Consider the following 13158-nt stretch of genomic DNA (forward strand, 5'->3'; position numbering starts at 1 on the left):
GGCCGGCGCCGGGGGTCGCCCCGGGCGCCGGCCCGTGCCGCACCCGGGGTCAGCAGGCGCCGTCGTCCGCCCAGACGCCCCACTGCCCGCTGTTGGTCGGGATCTCGTTCTGCGTCCACCACTTGGCGTGGTAGTTCCGGCCCTGGTACGAGACCTTGTTGCCGTTGGTGTAGACGGTCGACGCGTTCCAGGCCGGCAGCGTGCAGGTGCCGGGCTTCCCGGTCGGCGAGGCTGAGCCGGTCGGGGTGCCGGTGGGGGTCGCGGTCGGCGTGGCGGTGGGCGGGGTCGCGCCGGCGAACTTCACCGTGTACTTGGTGAAGTCCCAGTCGCTCTGCGCCACGCTGGAGCAGGAGCCGGACAGCCCCGGGTCGACGGTGCCGGGGCACTGGCGGTCCCGGTTGACGGACCAGAAGGTGTAGCGGGCCAGCTCGTGCGCGGTCGCGAAGTCCAGCACGGCCTGGAAGTCGGCCTGCTTGAAGTACTCGGCGACGTCGGTGCGGCCGTTCATCAGCGAGACGCCCTCGTGGGCGTAGGCGGTGGCCTCGTCCCAGCCGAAGGTGGTCTGCAGGATCTTGTTGAACTTCACCAGCGCATCGGTCTGCGCCGCGGCGCCGTTGAAGCCGCCGTCGAACGGCATGATGGAGAAGTTGTTCGGCGTGAAGCCCTGGGACTTGGCCTCGTTCAGCATCTGCTGCCCGAACCAGCCGGTGCCCGCGTTGGTGCCCGCCGTGGTGATGGAGACGTAGAGCCCCGGGTTGTTCTTCTGGAGGATCTTCGCGGCGCCGATCTCGTTGTGGATGGCCGCCGCGTTCTCGTACTCCGGCTCCTCCAGGTCGAAGTCGATCGCCTTCAACTGGTACTTGGTGATGACCTTCTGATAGCCGGCCGCGGTGGCCTCCGGGGTGCCGCAGCCCTGGCCGAGCTTGTTGCCGCCGTAGCCGCCGACCGAGACCGAGACGTCGCCGCCCTTCGCCCGGATCTTCTGGATCACCGCCGGCATCACGGTGTCCGTCTCGATCGAGGAGGTGCCGCCCCAGGAGGGCGTGCAGCCGCCCGAGTCCAGGATGAAGGCCAGCTGGAAGGCCTTCTGGCCGGTCGCGTCCATCACCGCGGCCGGGTCCGGCGGCGAGTTGTCCTCCGGCATCAGATAGGGGGCCGACGCGTACCAGTTGCTGCCGAGGCCGGCCGCCGCAGGGGAGGAGGCGAGGGCGTCGCCGCCGGCCAGCGCGGCGGCCGCACCGCCCGCGATCAGGCCGAGCGCGGCCACGGCCGCCGCTGCGGCGGCGCCGCGCCGGCGGCGGTGCCGGCCGGGCGCGGGGGAGCGGAGCTGGGCACGTTCCATGGGGGACCTCTCCGGGAGAGCAGGACGGACCGCCGGCCGTACGAGCGGCCGGGGCGGTCGGGTGACGGGACGTCGGCATCCGCGCGGCGATGCCGTGGTGCACTCCCGGCCGCACGGGGCGGCCGGGCCCCTTCCGGACGGGGTCACCTCACGGTGGACTGGACCACTGGCAGGGTCAAGGGCCGTGCGGCAGGCTTGGGCCTCCCTTAAGGAAGCCTTCGGGAAGCGCTCTCACGGCCGCGCCGGCCGCGCTGCCCGGCAAGCCGTTCCGACGATTGGGCCCTTTCACTCGTTCGGGTGAGCTGGCGCTGCATCGACTGCGTCATTGCGCGATCGTGCGCCCCGCCGCCCGGACTCGGGCCTATTCTCCTCACTGGCCCGCGAACGGGACGGGCCGGGCACGGCGGGGGAGGCTGACATCGCAAGCGAAGGCGAGGGCGACGCCCTGACCGGGGCCGCGGCCCGATACGCCGCCGCGGTGCTGGCCGGCGCCGCCTGCTGCCTGCTCCCGCTCGCCACCACCCTGCGCGGCCCGCTCGGCGGCACCGTCGACTGGCCCCGCCTCGCCCTGCTCGCCTTCCTGCACACCTGCGCCGAGTCCCTCGCCGTCGGACTGCCCACCCCCTGCGCCAGAGTCGGCCGACGGCTGCTGCGCCGACCGCCCCGCGAACCCCGCGAGCCCGCCCGCGCACTGCCCGGCCGCGGCTTCTTCCCGGTGCTCTTCGCCGGCGTCCTGCTGCTCCCGCCCGCCGCGGCCGCACTGGTCGCCGTCCCCGGCGCGCTCACCGCCCACATCCCCCGGCCGCGCCGGCTGCGCCGGCTCTGGAACGCCGCCCAGCTGGCCGTCGCCGCATTCGCCGCCGCCGCCGTCTACCGGCTGCTCGGCGGCCCGCACCTGCTGCTCGGCGCGGACTTCCCCGCCGCGGCCCTCGGCGCGATGGCCGCCGTCGCAGCGTTCTGCCTGGTCAACGCCGTTCTCGTCGGTGTCATGCGGCAGCTGGACACCGCCCGCCCGCACCGCGCCGCCCACCCCGCCGACCTCGCCCGGGCCGCCGGCGCCGTGGTGCTGCCCGCACTCGTCCAGGGCGCCGGCGGCCTGATGGTCGCGGTCCTCTGGCAGGGCCCGTACGGTGCGTTCGCGGCGGTGCTCGCCCTGCTGCCGCTCTCCATCTCCGCCTGGATGTTCGCCCAGGGCCACCGGGAGGCCGGCGCTCACCAGGCCACCGTCCGCGCCCTCGTCCAGGCCGTGGAGATCAAGGACGCCTACACCCGCGGCCACAGCGAACGCGTCGGCCGGGCCGCCGTCCTGATGGCCCGACAGCTCGGCATGGCCGAGGACCGCATCCGCACCCTGCACTTCGCCGGCACCCTGCACGACGTCGGCAAACTCGGCGTCGCCACCGAACTGCTGCGCCGCAACGGCCCGCTCACCGAGGCCGAGCGCCGCGCCGTCGAGGTCCACCCGGTCTTCGGCCACGAACTCGTCCGCGACCTCGCCTTCCTCGGCGAGGCCCGGGCGGGCATCCTGCACCACCACGAACGGCTCGACGGCCGCGGCTACCCCGCCGGCCTGGCCGGCGACCGGATCCCCGAGTTCGCCCGGATCATCTCGGTCGCCGACGCCTTCGACTCGATGACCTCCACCCGCTCCTACCGGCGCGGCCGCCCCGTCACCGAGGCCGTCACCGAACTCCAGCGCTGCGCCGGAAGCCAGTTCGACCCGGCCATGGTGCAGGCCCTGGTCGCCGCCGTCGACCTGCACGGCTGGCAGCCCGAGCCGCCACCGCCCGGCGGCTGGGACGGCGAGGTCCCGGACATCCCGCTCGGCGTCCCCGAGCCGGCCCACCGGGTGCCCGGGCCGGGCGGCCGGATCACCGCGGGCGGGTCGCCGTGAGACCCGGCCGGCGCGGCGGCTTCCTCCGGCCGTCCGCCGTCCACGCCGCCGCAGCCCTGCTGCTCGGCGCGGCCCTGCTCCACGTCGCCGTGCACGGCCTCGTCCAGCCGCAGGTGGCCCTCGCCTTCGGCACCGTCGTCGCGGCCGGCGAACGGGCCAGGATCACCCTGCCCGGCGACCGCGAGCAGGCCCCGCTCGGCACCGCCGCCGCCCTCGCCTACGCCCTGCTCGGACCGCTGCACGGCACCCCCACCGGCCACGGGACACTGCAGGTCGTCGCCGTCACCGGCCTCGGCACCCTGGCCGGCCTGCTCCCGCTCGCCCTGCCCGGCGTCCGCACCCGCCGCGCCGGCCCCGGTCGGCACGCCCGGCCCGCCCCCGGCCTGCCGGACGCCGCCCGCGCCGACATCGCCTCCCGGCGGCTGCTCACCACGGCCTTCGCCGCCCTGCTCTTCCAGCCGGTCTACGGCAGCGGCCTGCTCGACCGGGCACCGATCGTCGGCCCGGCGTACGGGGCCCTGCTGACCGGCGTCGCCGCACTCACCGCGCTCTGCGACGCCGTGCTGGCCGCGGTGCTGCACCGCGCCCGCGCCGGCCTGCGGTTCGCCGCCGCACTGGAGGACGAACTGCGTTCGCTGCTCGGCATCGGATCGGCGATCGTCGCCACCGGCATGCTGGTCAGCCTGCTCGCCGGCGAGGTCGGGCTGTGGGCGCTGCCGCTGTTCTGCACCCCGCTGCTGCTGGCCCAGGCGTCCTTCCGGCGGGCCGCGGCGATCCGCGCCACCACCGGGCAGACCATCGAGGCGCTCGCCCGGGCCACCGAGGTCGCCGGCTACACCCCACCGGGGCATGCCCGCCGGGTCGCCGACACGGCGTGCGCGCTGGGGCGCGAACTCGGGCTCGGGACCCGGGATCTCGCCCTTCTGGAGTACGCCGCACTGATGCACGACATCGGCCAGCTCTCGCTGGTCGAACCCGTACCCGGCGGTGCCACCGCCATGCTGCCGCCCGCCGAACAGCAGCGGATCGCCCGCCTGGGCAGCGAGGTCATCCGGCGCACCGGCGTCCCGCGGCGGGTCGGCGACCAGGTCGCCCGGCTCGCCGACCCCTTCCGGCTGCCGGACGGCGCCGCCGACCGCAGCCTGCCGCTGGCCGCCCGCATCATCCGGGTCGCCAACGCCCACGACGACCTGCGCACCGAGGCCCGCGGCCGCGGGCTGTCCGAGGCCACCGCCGCCTTCGCGGCGCTGGAACGGCTGCGGCTGGAGCGAGGCCGCGGCTACGACCCGGCCGTGGTCGACGCCTTGGCCAGAGCGGGCGCCGCGGGCCGCGAACCGGCATGAACCGCCGCGCGGGGAGCGCGGGCCGCCACAGGCGTGGTTGGATGCGGTCGTAGCGTGGAACACCGGATGCGGGGCCACCCGGCACACCGGATCGTTCCCGTTGCAGCAGCCGGCCTCGGAGCATGTGCTGAGAACTGGCGGACGACAACGGCAGGGACGGAACGTGAGGATCTTCCACCGCGCAAGGCACCGGCCGTCGGCCACCTGGCGGCAGACGACCGACCGCGCCTTCACGCTCATCGGCGACGGCCGCTACGAGGACGCCGGCGCCCTGCTCGTCATGGCCGCCGACCTGGAGCCGTGGCTCTCCGACTCCTGGTTCAACCTCGCCCTGCTGCACAAGTTCCGCCGCGACTGGGAGCAGGCCCGCACCGCCGGGCTGCGCGCCGTCGCCCTGCTCGACCGGGCGACCGGTGCCCCCGACTGGTGGAACCTCGGCATCACCGCCACCGCCCTGCAGGACTGGCCGCTCGCCCGCCGTGCCTGGCAGGCGTACGGGCTGAGACTCCCCGGCGGGCCCGGAGTCCCCGCCGACGGGCCCGTCGACCTCGACCTCGGCACCACCCCGGTGCGGCTCTCCCCGGACGGCGAGTCCGAGGTGGTCTGGGGCCGCCGGCTCGACCCCGCCCGGATCGAGGTGCTGTCCATCCCGCTGCCGTCCTCCGGCCGCCGCTGGGGCGAGGTCGTGCTGCACGACGGCGCCCCGCACGGCGAGCGGGTCGCCGACGGCGTCGCCTACCCCGTCTTCGACGAGATCGAGCTGTGGGCGCCCTCCCCGGTGCCGACCTTCGTGGTGCTGCTGCAGGCCGCCACGGCGGGTGACCGGGACGCGCTGGAGCGTCTGGTCGCCGACGCCGGGTACGCCGCCGAGGACTGGACGAGCTCGGTGCGGCTGCTGTGCCGCGCCTGCTCGGAGAGCCGGATGGCCATCGACGACGGCCACACCGCCCACCACGACCCGCACGACGACGGCGACCCCACCCACCCCGGCCACCTCAGCCACCTCAGCCAGGGCAGCATCGGCACCTCCTGGCTCGCCGAGCGCGAGTGCGGCATCGCCGCCCCCGCCGGCCTGGTCCGCACCCTCCTGGACCGCTGGGTCGCCGCCTCCCCCGCCACCCGGGCGTACCGGGACCTCGAAGAGGTTTGTTGAGGAAGGGGTTCGCCCGGCGCCGTACCCTTGAGCGGTACACCTGGACGGAACCACGGAGCGGAAACCAGCGATGGCCGACGAGCACGAGCACGACCACCCCGAGCAGGACGAGACCCCGGTGCAGAAGGTCGTCGGCGAGCTGCCCGACCTCTCCAAGGGCACGGCCCGCCCGATCACGGTCTTCGGCAACCCGGTGCTGCACCGCGAGGTCGCCACGGTGACCGCCTTCGACGGCGAACTCGCCTCGCTCATCGACGACATGTTCGTCTCGATGTACGCCGCCGACGGCGTCGGCCTGGCCGCGAACCAGATCGGCGTCGACCTCAAGGTCTTCGTCTACGACTGCCCCGACGACGAGGGCGTGCGCCACGTCGGACACGTCGTCAACCCGGTGCTGGAGGAGCTGCCGCCGGGCCGCCGCGCCCTGGACGACTCCGCCGAGGGCTGCCTGTCCGTCCCCACCGCCTACATGGACCTGGCCCGCCCCGACTACGCCGCCGTCACCGGGGTCGACAAGGACGGCAACCCGATCCGGGTCGAGGGCACCGGCTTCTTCGCCCGCTGCCTCCAGCACGAGACCGACCACCTGTACGGCTACCTGTACATCGACCGGCTCTCCAAGCGCGACCGCAAGGACGCCCTGAAGCAGATGGCCGAGGGCACCCCCAAGTACGCCACCGTCCCGAACGACTGACGGACCGCCCGACGGCACGCGCGAGGGCCGCACCCGGAACCCGGGTGCGGCCCTCCTGCGTGACCGGTGTGCCGCGGCCTAGAAGTCGTCGTCGAAGGAGACCGAACCCTCGACGGCGACCTGGTAGGCGGAGACCCGGCGCTCGAAGAAGTTGGTCAGCTCCTGGACGTTCTGCAGCTCCATGAACCCGAAGGGGTTGGTGGAGCCGTAGCGGATCGGCAGGCCGAGGCGGGCCAGGCGCTGGTCGGCGACGGCCTCCAGGTACTGGCGCATGGACTCGGTGTTCATGCCGGGCAGGCCCTCGCCGCAGAGGTCGCGGGCGAACTGGAGCTCGGCCTCGACGGCCTCCTCCAGCATCTCGGTGACCTGCTTGGCCATATGCTCGTCGAAGAGGTCCGGCTCCTCCTCGCGGACGGTGTCCACGACGCTGAACGCGAAGTCCATGTGCATGGACTCGTCGCGGAACACCCAGTTGGTGCCGGTGGCCAGGCCGTGCAGCAGGCCGCGGCTGCGGAACCAGTACACGTACGCGAAGGCGCCGTAGAAGAACAGGCCCTCGACGCAGGCCGCGAAGCAGATCAGGTTCAGGAGGAACGCGCGGCGGTCCTCCTTGGTCTGCAGCGAGTCGATGTGGTCGACCGCGTTCATGTACTTGAAGCAGAACTGCGCCTTCTGGTGGATGGAGGGGATGTTCTCCACCGCCGCGAAGGCCGCCGCGCGGTCGTCCGGGTCGGGCAGGTAGGTGTCGAGCAGCGTCAGGTAGAACTGGACGTGCACGGCCTCCTCGAACAGCTGCCGGGACAGGTAGAGCCGGGCCTCGGGCGAGTTGATGTGCTTGTAGAGGCTCAGCACCACGTTGTTGGCGACGATCGAGTCACCGGTGGCGAAGAAGGCGACCAGGCGGCCGATCATGTGCCGCTCGCCCTCGCTCAGCTTGGCGAGGTCGGCGACGTCGGAGTGCAGGTCCACCTCCTCCACCGTCCAGGTGTTCTTGATGGCGTCGCGGTACCGGTCGTAGAACGACGGGTAGCGCATCGGGCGCAGCGTCAGCTCGAAGCCCGGGTCGAGCAGCATCTTCTGGCGGTCGTCGGTGCTCACTGGCAGGCCTCGCAGGACTCGGGGTTCTCCAGGGAGCAGGCGATGGCGTCCTGCTCCTCCTGGCTCATGGTCGGCGCCGGCACCGGCACGGCGGCGCGGGCGCCCGTGGCGGCCTGCGCGATCCGGGTGGCCGGGCGCGACCGCAGGTAGTAGGTGGTCTTCAGGCCGACCTTCCAGGCGTACGCGTACATCGAGCTGAGCTTGCCGATGGTGGGCGCGGCCATGAAGAGGTTCAGCGACTGGCTCTGGTCGATGTACGGCATGCGGGCCGCGGCCAGGTCGATCAGCGCGCGCTGCGGCAGCTCCCAGGCCGTGCGGTACAGCGAACGGACCTCGGCGGGCAGCCAGTTGAGCTCCTGGACGGAGCCGTTGGTCTCGCGCAGCGCGTCCCGGGTCTGCTGGTCCCAGACGCCGAGCTCCTTGAGCTCGCGCACCAGGTACGGGTTGACCTGGAGGAACTCGCCGGAGAGCGTCTCGCGCTTGAACAGGTTGGACACCTGCGGCTCGATGCACTCGTAGACGCCGGCGATCGAGGCGATGGTGGCGGTCGGCGCGATCGCCAGCAGCAGCGAGTTGCGCAGGCCGGTCTCGGCGATCCGGGCGCGCAGCGCGTCCCAGCGCTCCGTCCACTGCGGGGCGGCGGCGTCGAAGTGGTCGATGTGCAGCTCGCCGCGGGCGGCACGGGTCTCGCCGTACGCCTCGTGGCGGCCGAACTGCTCGGCGAGGTCCGCGGAGCGCTCGTAGGCGGTGAGCATGATGCGCTCGGAGATCAGGGTGGAGAGGGTCTTCGCCTCGGCGGAGTCGAAGTCGATCCGCAGCTGGAAGAAGACGTCCTGCAGGCCCATCACGCCGAGGCCGACCGGCCGCCAGCGGGAGTTGGACGTGCCCGCCTCGGTGGTCGGGTAGAAGTTGATGTCGATGACCCGGTCGAGGAAGGTCACCGCGGTGCGGACGGTGGCGTCCAGGCGCTCCCAGTCCATCGCGTTCACGAGGTCGGCGGCGGTGGCGCCGGCGGCGACGTGGGCGCCCAGGTTGACCGAGCCGAGGTTGCAGACGGCCGTCTCGGAGTCGTCGGTGACCTCCAGGATCTCCGTGCACAGGTTGGACGAGTGCACGGTGCGGCCGGGCAGCGCGGTCTGGTTGGCGGCCCGGTTGGAGGCGTCCTTGAAGGTCATCCAGCCGTTGCCGGTCTGCGCCAGGGTGCGCATCATCCGGGCGTACAGGGTCTGCGCCGGGATGGTGCGGACGGCCTTGCCGGCCTGCTCGGCCTTGCGGTACGCCTCGTCGAAGTCGGCGCCCCACAGGTCGACCAGCTCGGGGACGTCGGCGGGGGAGAACAGCGACCAGTCCTCGTCGGCGTTGACCCGGCGCATGAACTCGTCCGGGATCCAGTGCGCCAGGTTGAGGTTGTGGGTGCGCCGGGCCTCCTCGCCGGTGTTGTCGCGGAGCTCCAGGAACTCCTCGATGTCGGCGTGCCAGGTCTCCAGGTACACGCAGGCGGCGCCCTTGCGGCGGCCGCCCTGGTTGACCGCGGCGACCGAGGAGTCCAGGGTGCGCAGGAACGGCACGATGCCGTTGGACTGGCCGTTGGTGCCGCGGATCAGGCTGCCGCGGGAGCGGATGCGCGAGTAGGACAGGCCGATGCCGCCGGCGTGCTTGGACAGCCGGGCGATCTGCGCGTAGCGGCTGTAGATCGAGTCCAGGTTGTCCAGCGGCGAGTCCAGCAGGTAGCAGGAGGACATCTGCGGGTGCTTGGTGCCGGAGTTGAACAGCGTCGGAGAGGACGTCAGGTACTCCAGACGGCTCATCAGCCGGTACAGCTCCGCCACCTCGGCCACCGACTGCTCGCTGTCGCCGACCGCGAGGCCCGCGGCGACGCGCAGCAGGAAGTACTGCGGGGTCTCGACCACCTTGCGGGTGATCGGGTGGCGCAGCAGGTAGCGGGACTGCACGGTGCGCAGGCCGAAGTACTCGAAGCGGTCGTCGCCCTGCAGGTCGACCAGGGCGTCGAAGGCGTCCGCGTGCTTGGCCACGAAGGCCGCGGTGGTGTCGCCGATCAGGCCCTCGGCGTGGCCGACGGCGATCGAGGCGGCGAAGGTGACCGCGCCCTGGGAGACCGCCTCGTCGCGGATCTCCAGCGCCAGCAGGCGGGCCGCGAGCTTCGAGTACTGCGGGTCCTCGGCGATCATCGACGCGGCGGCCTCCACGGCCAGCCCGCGCAGCTCCGCGAAGTCGGAGCCGGCGTGACGGCCGCGCAGTGCGGCGGCGGCGACGTGGCCGGGGTCCACCTGGGGGAGGTCGGTGCTGCGGTCGGTGAGCAGCCGGAGCAGCGCAGCACCGGGGTCGGTCTGGGCGGACTCGGCGATTCCCTGGGAGGGCAGGGTGACTGAGGCAGCGACGGTCAAGGCGCACTCTCTCCTGTGGCGGCAGCGGACGCTTCGGGTACCCCGCGGGCCTGGGGCCGGGGGTGCGTCAGGGCGTGCGCGCGGCAGGGCAGAACGGCACGCCCGATCCGAGTCGAGGCGCGCGTCGCCACCCGGCCCACCCGCGAGGCCCGGACGTACAGCTGTGCTTCATGGCATCTGCGGGGAAGCCGGTGGCACACCGTCGGCAGGCCCTCGGACTGTGCGGGCCCGGACGTTCACGGGCCTGCTCACCGTTGCGGGGCAGTCCCGGACTTGCACCGGGTTCCCCTGCGTCGACAGCGAGAGTGAGCATACATGTAGTGGTGTCTCCGTGATGTACCCCCATATCTTGTGCACGCAGCGTGTCGCGTCCGTGGCTGGACACACTCCGGTGAGCGCAGTGTGCACATCCGACCCGCCCCTGACCCACCCGTTGTGCTCACGGAACGGTCACCACCCGAGACTGCGCCGCACCCCATGGCCTACGATCTCTGGCCATGAGTGACGGTACGGGGGCCACGCCCGGTTGGACGGGTCAGCCCGGGTCCCAAGAGGGACCGGCGAATCCCGCGGAGCAGGGGGCACAGGGTGCCCAGTCCTTCCCGCCGCAGGTCGGCTTCGGCACGCCGCCCGGCTTCCCGTCGCAGCAGCAGTGGGCCGTTCCGCAGCAGCAGCCCGCGACCGCGATGCCCGACTGGGAGGCGCTCGCCGAACAGCACGAGGCCCGGTCGCGCCGCAAGAAGCTGATCTGGACGGGCGGCATCGTGCTGACCGCCTGTCTGCTGGGCGGTGCGGTCGGACTGGCCGTCATGAAGGGCGTGCACGGCACCCCGGAGGCCGGTCCGTCCTCGGGCGCGTCCACCTCCGCCTCCCCGCGCCCGTCCGGCTCCGGCTCGACCGCCTCGGCCAACTCGCCCACCGTGCCCGGCCAGCCCGAACTGCTCGCCGACCGCTCCGGCCAGGCGAACATCGCGATGGGCCCGGACGCGCAGGTCAGCGAGGTCCAGGGCGGATACGCGCTGCGCCTGCGCAGCAACGGCAACTCCTTCGCCCAGTCGGCGAACCAGGTGATCGACGTCACCAAGAGCTTCTCGATCTCCGCCTGGGTCTACAACGAGGCGCCGGGCGGCTCCCGCACGGCGATCAGCCAGGGCGACGGCATTTCGTACTCCTTCGACCTCGCCCGCGACGACGCCAACGGCAAGAAGGCCTGGGCGTTCCGGGTGCAGACCGCCGACGGGGGCGCGGACGGCACCGTCGTGGTGGCGGCGGCCCCGGACAGCGTGCAGACGGTGGGCCAGTGGGCGCTGCTCACCGGCGTGTACGACGCAGGGCAGCACAGCATCACGCTCTACGTCAACGGCGCGCAGGCGGCCACCGCCAAGCTCAACGGCGGCATCTGGGCGGGCCCCGGCCCGCTGCAGCTCGGCCGCAGCCGGCACCACGGCATCTGGGGCGGCAGCTGGGCCGGGGTGATCGGCCGGATCATCGTGTGGGACGAGGTCCTGAACCCCCAGCAGGTCGCCAGCCTGAAGACCGGCGGCACCGGACTGAGCGCCAAGCCGGCCGGTTCCTGGCTCGTCGGCGGCTGAGCCGGCGGAACGCCGCAGCGCGGACACGGCCCGGTCGGGCCGTGTCCTGCCTCACGCATGCCGTGGTGTCACCGGCGAGTGGCGTGTGAAAAGATGGCGCCCGAGCGAACGGGGATGGCGGCATTCGGCCGAGTGGGGGCGCATTGGGTTCGACGGCGTCCGAACGCGGTCGGCCGGAACCTCGGTGAGTTCAGGCGAGGGGAGGCGGCCGCACACCGGCCGTCGTCCGTGGACCGGCCCCGCCGCCTGAGAGGCCGTCGGGGACCGTCCCGACCTGTCGTCCGACACCCGACCCCCGGACCGGCCCGCTCACCCGAGGGGGCGGGACGAGCAGTTGCTTTACAGGGGGAATAGAGCGTGAACACTCTGTCCATCGTGATTCCCGCGCTCAACGAGGCGTCAAACCTCCCGGCGGTGATGGGCACGATCCCGGCGGCGGAACTCGCCGCCGCCGGCTGGAGGACCGAGGTCGTCGTCGTCGACAACGCCTCGACGGACGACACCGCAGCCGTCGCCCGTGCCCTGGGCGCCCGGGTGGTCCTGCAGCCCGAGCGCGGTTACGGGAACGCCTACCTGGCCGGGTTCGACGTCGCCACCGGGGACGTCATCGCGACCGGTGACGCCGACTGCACCTACCCGTTCGACGCCCTGCCGGACCTGTTGCGCACTCTGGTCGACCACGACGTGGAGTTCATGACGACGGATCGCCTGCACCGCCGCAACCGGCGCGCCATGAAGGCCTCGCACTTCGTCGCCAACCACGCCCTCAGCGCCCTCAGCCGCACCCTCTTCCGCAACGGCCTGCGGGACTCCCAGTCCGGCATGTGGATCTTCCGGCGGTACATCTGGGACGGCCTGGACGTGCGCTCCCGAGGCATGGCCTTCTCCCAGGAGATCAAGAACGCCGCCACCTCGGCCGGGTACCGCTTCATGGAGGTCCCGATCGAGTACCGGACCCGCGGCGGCGAGGTGAAGCTGAACGCCCTGCCGGACGGCATGGCCAACCTCCGCCAGCTCTTCAACCACCGCTTCCGGCGGCACGACGCCCAGGCGCCCGCCGTCGAGTCCGGGCAGGCCCGCATCCCCGCCCAGCAGAAGCGCAGCGAACGCATCGAGGCGGTATGAGCATCCGGTCCGGGGAAGCCCCGGCCGGGACCGGGCCGGAGCCGGTCGTCGCCGCCGTCCCACGGCGGCGGCGGCGAGCCCTGCCGTCCCGGCTGCCCGCCGTGCTCGCCGGCACCGTCGCGGCGGTCGCCGTCGCCTGCACCCTGTGGGCCGTCCCGGCCACCCGGGAGGTGCTGCTGGACTCCTTCACCGAGCGTCCCCGGACCTACGCCGAACTGTTCTTCACCGCCTCGCCCGGCTTCGAGGGCTCCACCGTGGTCGTCCCGATCGCGGTCACCGACCACGGCGAGGGCGCCCACGGCTACCAGGTCCTGGTCACCCTGGAGTCGCCGAGCGGGCAGACCCTGGCCAGCTCCACCACGGCCCTCACCCCCCGCTTCGGCGCGCCGGTGCCCCTGGTCGCGAAGCTGCAGACCAACGCCGACGTCGCCCTCGTCCGGGTCGCCCTCGTCGGCCACCCGCAGAGCCTGTACTTCCGCTTCGGGAAGTCCCAGACCCCTCATGGCTGAGGC

General features: G+C 73.0%; 10 protein-coding genes and 1 riboswitch. Of the genes, 7 read left to right on the forward strand and 3 right to left on the reverse strand.

Features of this window, described 5'->3' with window-relative positions; genetic code table 11:
* Window positions 1-49: 49 nt before the first annotated feature.
* Entirely contained in the window at window positions 50-1342 is a 1293-nt protein-coding gene (locus tag AB0M03_RS10670; protein ID WP_363490669.1) for a chitinase, read from the reverse strand.
* A gap of 478 nt (window positions 1343-1820) precedes the next feature.
* On the opposite strand from AB0M03_RS10670, the gene AB0M03_RS10675 reads away from it, so the two are divergent.
* From AB0M03_RS10675 to def, 4 genes are all read left to right on the forward strand, one after another.
* Window positions 1821-3236, forward strand: a complete 1416-nt coding sequence (locus AB0M03_RS10675; protein WP_363490671.1) for an HD-GYP domain-containing protein — start codon at window positions 1821-1823, stop codon at window positions 3234-3236.
* Window positions 3233-4579, forward strand: coding sequence for an HD domain-containing phosphohydrolase (locus tag AB0M03_RS10680; RefSeq protein WP_363490673.1), 1347 nt, complete (start codon window positions 3233-3235; stop codon window positions 4577-4579). Before AB0M03_RS10675 ends, AB0M03_RS10680 begins: the two co-directional genes overlap by 4 nt.
* A gap of 163 nt (window positions 4580-4742) precedes the next feature.
* Entirely contained in the window at window positions 4743-5732 is a 990-nt protein-coding gene (locus tag AB0M03_RS10685; protein ID WP_363490675.1) for a hypothetical protein, read from the forward strand.
* Window positions 5733-5802: 70 nt separating this feature from the next.
* Window positions 5803-6426 (forward strand): peptide deformylase, encoded by a 624-nt coding sequence (gene def, locus AB0M03_RS10690; protein WP_363490677.1) that lies wholly within the window; start codon window positions 5803-5805, stop codon window positions 6424-6426.
* Between the two features lie 78 nt (window positions 6427-6504).
* Here the strand turns inward: def and AB0M03_RS10695 are convergent, their stop codons facing one another.
* Both AB0M03_RS10695 and AB0M03_RS10700 read right to left on the reverse strand, forming a co-directional pair.
* A complete protein-coding gene (locus tag AB0M03_RS10695; protein ID WP_363490801.1) occupies window positions 6505-7500 on the reverse strand; it encodes a ribonucleotide-diphosphate reductase subunit beta in 996 nt (331 codons plus the stop codon).
* 20 nt (window positions 7501-7520) lie between these two features.
* Window positions 7521-9905 carry a ribonucleoside-diphosphate reductase subunit alpha gene (locus AB0M03_RS10700; protein ID WP_363490803.1) on the reverse strand — a complete coding sequence of 795 codons (2385 nt, stop codon included), beginning with the start codon at window positions 9903-9905 and terminating at the stop codon, window positions 7521-7523.
* A 210-nt stretch (window positions 9906-10115) separates the two neighbouring features.
* A riboswitch (cobalamin riboswitch) is annotated at window positions 10116-10259 on the reverse strand.
* A gap of 167 nt (window positions 10260-10426) precedes the next feature.
* Here AB0M03_RS10700 and AB0M03_RS10705 point away from each other — a divergent pair.
* The 3 genes from AB0M03_RS10705 (at window position 10427) to AB0M03_RS10715 (ending at window position 13155) form a co-directional block, all read left to right on the forward strand.
* Complete coding sequence (locus AB0M03_RS10705; protein WP_363490679.1) at window positions 10427-11521, forward strand: LamG domain-containing protein; 1095 nt, start codon at window positions 10427-10429, stop codon at window positions 11519-11521.
* Between the two features lie 357 nt (window positions 11522-11878).
* On the forward strand, window positions 11879-12646 hold the full coding sequence (locus AB0M03_RS10710; protein ID WP_363490681.1) for a glycosyltransferase family 2 protein: 768 nt from the start codon (window positions 11879-11881) through the stop codon (window positions 12644-12646).
* The gene (locus AB0M03_RS10715; RefSeq protein WP_363490683.1) at window positions 12643-13155 is read left to right on the forward strand and encodes a hypothetical protein; all 513 of its coding nucleotides are present in this window, start codon (window positions 12643-12645) and stop codon (window positions 13153-13155) included. Before AB0M03_RS10710 ends, AB0M03_RS10715 begins: the two co-directional genes overlap by 4 nt.
* Window positions 13156-13158 lie beyond the last annotated feature (3 nt).

It is taken from the genome of Kitasatospora sp. NPDC051914 (assembly GCF_040680995.1).
Taxonomy (GTDB): Bacteria; Actinomycetota; Actinomycetes; order Streptomycetales; family Streptomycetaceae; genus Kitasatospora.

Excerpts from the sequence above, each read along its gene's own strand:
- AB0M03_RS10670 (WP_363490669.1), bottom strand. The coding sequence starts at position 1,342 with ATGGAACGTGCCCAGCTCCGCTCCCCCGCGCCCGGCCGGCACCGCCGC.
- def (WP_363490677.1), top strand. The coding sequence starts at position 5,803 with ATGGCCGACGAGCACGAGCACGACCACCCCGAGCAGGACGAGACCCCG.
- AB0M03_RS10695 (WP_363490801.1), bottom strand. The coding sequence starts at position 7,500 with ATGCTGCTCGACCCGGGCTTCGAGCTGACGCTGCGCCCGATGCGCTAC.
- AB0M03_RS10705 (WP_363490679.1), top strand. The coding sequence starts at position 10,427 with ATGAGTGACGGTACGGGGGCCACGCCCGGTTGGACGGGTCAGCCCGGG.
- AB0M03_RS10715 (WP_363490683.1), top strand. The coding sequence starts at position 12,643 with ATGAGCATCCGGTCCGGGGAAGCCCCGGCCGGGACCGGGCCGGAGCCG.